Below are 359 nucleotides of genomic sequence, written 5' to 3'. Positions count from 1 at the left end.
CCGCCTGCTGCTGCAGCACCTCCCCCTCGATCCACTCCCGCTGCCAGACAGCATAATCCGCATACTGGATCGACAACTCCGGCAACGGATCCGACTCGCCCCGTAGATAAGCACTGTATAAAGTGCTCAACTCGTGGACCAGCACCCCCATCGACCAGCCATCGGAGACGATATGGTGCATGGTGATCAGCAGCACATGCTCCTCGTCGGAGAGCCGGATCAGACGCCCGCGAAGCAGCGGACCATCTTCCAGATCGAAAGCATCCCCAGCTTCCTGCGCAGTAAAACGGCTGAGCTCGGACTCCGCATCCTCCTGCTGACGCAGGTCGTGTTCCTGCAAAAGAAAAGGATGGTCCTCC

General features: G+C 59.3%; 1 protein-coding gene. It reads right to left on the bottom strand.

The annotated features are described in order from the left end of the window. Nucleotides 1-340: condensation domain-containing protein (locus tag GSQ82_RS24485; RefSeq protein WP_254061392.1), on the bottom strand; the 340-nt coding region annotated here is incomplete at its 3' end. Nucleotides 341-359 lie beyond the last annotated feature (19 nt).

The sequence above is a fragment of the Granulicella sp. L60 genome (genome assembly GCF_009765825.1).
Taxonomy (GTDB): domain Bacteria; phylum Acidobacteriota; class Terriglobia; order Terriglobales; family Acidobacteriaceae; genus Edaphobacter.
This window is presented reverse-complemented; position numbering and strand designations above follow the sequence as displayed.